The following is a 505-nucleotide window of genomic DNA, read 5'->3' as shown; positions in this document are numbered from 1 at the left end:
GTGCCTGAACACCGTGCCGGTCCTGCGGCGGCCCCGTTTGCCTGTTTTTGGCCTGTAATAATACTGGTGGCGGGTGATGCCCAGAAGCTGCAGCACCCTGTCCCTTTTAAGTCCCTGGCCGATATAAACCGCCGCTAGTTCTTTCCGCTCGCCCAGGGATACTTCTTTTTTAGCAGGTCATCCTTGAGGTGGGATTCGATCTCCTTTTCGGCCAGCAGCTTCTTGAGCAGCTCGTTCTCCTTTTCAAGGCGCCTGATCTCCTTGAGATGGGCGGGGGTCATGCCGTGCCGGAACCCTTTTTCACCCATGGTCTCGTACTTCTTTTTCCAGCTGTAGTAGGTGGCAGGGTAGACACCGTACTTGTCCAAGGTGGCCTGGACTCCGTTTGACTTGGCTTCCTCGAGTACCTTCAGCTTCTCTTCTTTGGAAAATGTCCTTTTTTTCATCGACGTAAATTTACAGTTTTTAAACTATTTTACGTCCGATTAATTTAGGGGCCGGTACA

The 505-nt window shown here is 51.7% G+C and carries 1 protein-coding gene; it reads right to left on the bottom strand.

From position 1 onward, the window contains the following. Nucleotides 1–134: 134 nt before the first annotated feature. Nucleotides 135–446 (bottom strand): transposase, encoded by a 312-nt coding sequence (locus IAQ59_RS22135; protein WP_209333027.1) that lies wholly within the window; start codon nt 444–446, stop codon nt 135–137. Between the last annotated feature and the right edge of the window lie 59 nt (nt 447–505).

Origin of the sequence: Lunatimonas salinarum (genome assembly GCF_017811155.1) — a bacterium.
GTDB lineage: Bacteria > Bacteroidota > Bacteroidia > Cytophagales > Cyclobacteriaceae > Lunatimonas > Lunatimonas salinarum.
This window is presented reverse-complemented; position numbering and strand designations above follow the sequence as displayed.

Coding starts and splice junctions, on each gene's coding strand:
- IAQ59_RS22135 (WP_209333027.1), bottom strand. CDS start 446: ATGAAAAAAAGGACATTTTCCAAAGAAGAGAAGCTGAAGGTACTCGAG.